Source organism: Nonomuraea sp. SBT364 (genome assembly GCF_001083785.1).
Taxonomy (GTDB): domain Bacteria; phylum Actinomycetota; class Actinomycetes; order Streptosporangiales; family Streptosporangiaceae; genus Nonomuraea.
This window is the reverse complement of sequence record NZ_LAVL01000316.1, coordinates 1-3,114: the sequence shown is the minus strand read 5'-3', so window position 1 is coordinate 3,114 and position 3,114 is coordinate 1. Positions and strand designations below refer to the sequence as shown.

Sequence of the window (3,114 nt, the reverse complement as noted above, 5' to 3'; positions counted from 1 at the left end):
GGCGGGTTCCGTCCCGGCACCACCCCCGAGCCCGACGCCGCCCCCCGTTCTCGCACCAACGCCCGGGGCACCCTCAAGGGCTACGGTCCACGTCACGGCCTCACCCCTGAGGCCGGCGCCGGTGGTCGTCCCGAGCTTGCCGACGCGCATGGTTCCGGGGGCGATTCGGGCGGTGACCCGGTTGTCAGGCTGAGGGGTGAGGCGGCTCAGGAGACTCCCCGAAAGGGCCTGGCGTCCGGCGCGTCCGGCGGTGCGACGGTGCCTCCGGACGCCCTGTCGTGGGCGCTTCCCGAAACCCCTGATTGGGCCGCACTCCCCGACAAGGTCGCCGCCTACCGGGCTGGCTACCTGGCCGAGGACCGCAGGCTCCTGGAGAAGGCCCTGCGCTCCGGCGCCCTCATGGGCCTGGCCACGACGAACGCCCTGGAGCTCGGCGTCGACGTGTCCGGCCTCGACGCCGTCCTGATCGCCGGCTGGCCGGGCACCCGCGCCTCCCTGTGGCAGCAGGCGGGCCGGGCCGGCCGCGACGGCCAGGACGCCCTGGCCGTGCTGATCGCCCGCGACGACCCTCTGGACACCTACCTGGTCCACCATCCCCACGCCCTGTTCGGCCAGCCGGTCGAGGCGATCGTCCTGGACCCCGGCAACCCGTACGTCCTGGGCCCGCACCTGTGCGCCGCGGCTGCCGAGATCCCGCTGACGGAGGACGACCTGCCGCTGTTCGGCGCCACCACGGCGGACGTCCTCGACACCCTGGTCACCGACGGCCTGCTGCGCCGGCGCCCCGCCGGATGGTTCTGGACGAAGCGCGAGCGTGCCACCGACCTGGCCGACATCCGGGGCGGCGGCGGCGCGCCGATCCACGTCGTGGAGTCGTCGACCGGCCGCCTCCTGGGCAGCGTGGACGAGCCCTCCGCGCACACCACCGTCCACACCGGCGCCATCTACCTCCACCAGGGCGAGACGTACCTGGTGGAGCTCCTCGACCTGGAAGCCGGCGTGGCCCTGGTCTCGCGCTCCGAGCCCGACTATTCGACCTTCGCACGCGACATCACGGACATCTCCATCCTCGCCACCCTCCGCTCCCAGCCTCTGGGGCCCGGCACCCTCCACTTCGGCGACGTAGAAGTGACCAGGCAGGTCGTCTCCTATCTCAAGCGCCGCCTCCACTCCGGCGAGATGCTCGGCGACGAGCCCCTCGACCTACCGCCGCGCACCCTGCGGACCCGTGCGGTCTGGTGGACGCTCCCCGCCTCCGTGGTGACCACTCTCGCCGAGGACGGCTTCGACCTCGGCGGAGCCGCGCACGCCGCCGAGCACGCCGCCATCGGCCTGCTCCCTCTGTTCGCCACCTGCGACCGCTGGGACATCGGCGGCGTGTCCACCGAGCTCCACGCCGACACCGGCCTCCTCACCGTGTTCGTGTACGACGGCCACGAGGGCGGCGCCGGCTTCGCCGAACGCGGCTTCACCCGCGCCACCGACTGGCTGACCGCCACCCGCGAGGCCATCGCCTCCTGCGAATGCGAACGCGGCTGCCCGTCGTGCATCCAGTCCCCCAAGTGCGGCAACGGCAACGAGCCCTTGGACAAGCGCGGCGCCCTCCGCCTCCTCGGCACCCTCCTCACCTCCTGACCCGAGTACGTCCACGCGCCGGCTTGCAGGGCGTCTTTCCAAGCAGGACGGGAATCGCCGGGCCTGCGATAACGGCAGCGCGAATGGGATCAGCGTCTCGACATCACATTCTGGCAATGCGTTTAGAATGCCGCCCATGACTACGCCTGAGCGCGGCGGCCGCTTTTACGACCTCCCTCGGATATCCAGCAGGTATTTAGGGCATCGGCACAGCGGCGCTGCCGGCCCCAATCACGTGATGGAAGAGCCGGCATTTCTGGCGGAGCTGGGAAGTGTCGACAAGCTACGGGTCATTGATCTCGGTTGCGGGGATGCGACTACCGGGCTGCAATTGCTGAACGCGGGCTGCCAGAGCTATCTGGGGGTCGACAGCTCGGCGTCCATGGTGACGGCGTCCGGCGAATCCCTCCGCGGAACTGCCGGCCGCGTCGTCCGGATGGACATGGAGGACTTCTCAGCGCCGCCCGGTACGTGTGACCTGGTTGTTTCCCGGCTTGCCCTGCATTATGTCGAGGACGTGGAGTCGGTGCTGGCCGCCTGTCGCGACTGTCTTTCGCCTGGTGGACGGTTGATCTTCAGTGTCATACATCCGCTGCTCAGCGCCTACGACTCACAGAGCGATGGCACGCGTACGAGCTGGGTGGTCGACGACTATTTCAGCAGAGGCGCCCGGGACCGCAGATGGATGGGCGGGAATGTGGTCTGGTTTCATCGTACGGTCGAAGATTATGTCGGCGCGTTGTTGAGAGCGGGCTTCTCGCTCGACTCTTTGCGGGAATGCGAGCCTGCCGAGGCTCGGTTCGGTGGTGAGGCTGAGGAGTTCGCCCGGCGGCGGCGTGTTCCGCTTTTCCTTTTGCTCAGTGCTACACGGGCATAGGTGATGTCGTGGGCGGCACGGGTGTCCTTGCTGCGCGTTTCAGGGGGCCGGGCCTGCTCTGGCTCTGCCGTTGAGGGTGCGTGTGCCGAGGGCGGGAAGCGTGATCTGGAGTGCGGTCCAGACGTCCGCGACCTCGCCGGTGATCGTACAGTTCGCCAGCTCGACGCCGTTTTCGGAGGCCATGGCCGCGGCCTGGGTACAGGCGGCTTCCGGGTCGATCAGCGCGAGCTTGGCAGCCGCCAGGGCGCTGAGGTCGGCGGCGGCGTTCACGCGGTGGCGTGCCACGCGGACGGAGCCCACCACGGCGAAGGTGGTGGCGACGGCCATGAGGAGGGTCATCAGGGCCACGCCCCACAGCGTGGCCGAGCCTCGGTCGTTGCCTTTTGCGGACATGTCTCGCTCTCTGCTGGCTGACGTGAGGTGGTCCGGGCGGAGCAGGCGTGGCCCTTGTTCGGGGGTGCTGGCTTGTGTCTTGGGGTGGGGCGTTCTTCTTTCACGGCTGACGATGTCAGGGCGGGTGTTGGCCGATTGAGGGGTCGCGGGAGGTGGGTCAGGGTTCCGTGGCGGCTGTGGCTGCTGCTGTGACGGGGAGGGCGGGGAGG

3 protein-coding genes are annotated in these 3,114 nt (G+C 69.6%); 2 read left to right on the top strand and 1 reads right to left on the bottom strand.

Going from position 1 to position 3,114, the window contains the following annotated elements:
* Together ADY59_RS46920 and ADY59_RS46915 are read left to right on the top strand one after the other, a co-directional pair.
* Positions 1–1,635, top strand: a 1,635-nt coding sequence (locus ADY59_RS46920) for a Zn-binding domain-containing protein (RefSeq protein WP_231619242.1), incomplete at its 5' end; no start/stop codon positions are given.
* 136 nt (positions 1,636–1,771) lie between these two features.
* A complete protein-coding gene (locus ADY59_RS46915; protein ID WP_063781000.1) occupies positions 1,772–2,512 on the top strand; it encodes a class I SAM-dependent DNA methyltransferase in 741 nt (246 codons plus the stop codon).
* Between the two features lie 39 nt (positions 2,513–2,551).
* On the opposite strand, the gene ADY59_RS46910 is transcribed toward ADY59_RS46915, so the two are convergent.
* Complete coding sequence (locus ADY59_RS46910) at positions 2,552–2,905, bottom strand: Rv3654c family TadE-like protein (RefSeq protein ID WP_049577751.1); 354 nt, start codon at positions 2,903–2,905, stop codon at positions 2,552–2,554.
* Positions 2,906–3,114: the final 209 nt, after the last annotated feature.

What these genes read in the sequence shown, in the direction of transcription:
- ADY59_RS46915 (WP_063781000.1), top strand. Translation starts at nt 1,772, where the DNA reads ATGACTACGCCTGAGCGCGGCGGCCGCTTTTACGACCTCCCTCGGATA.
- ADY59_RS46910 (WP_049577751.1), bottom strand. Translation starts at nt 2,905, where the DNA reads ATGTCCGCAAAAGGCAACGACCGAGGCTCGGCCACGCTGTGGGGCGTG.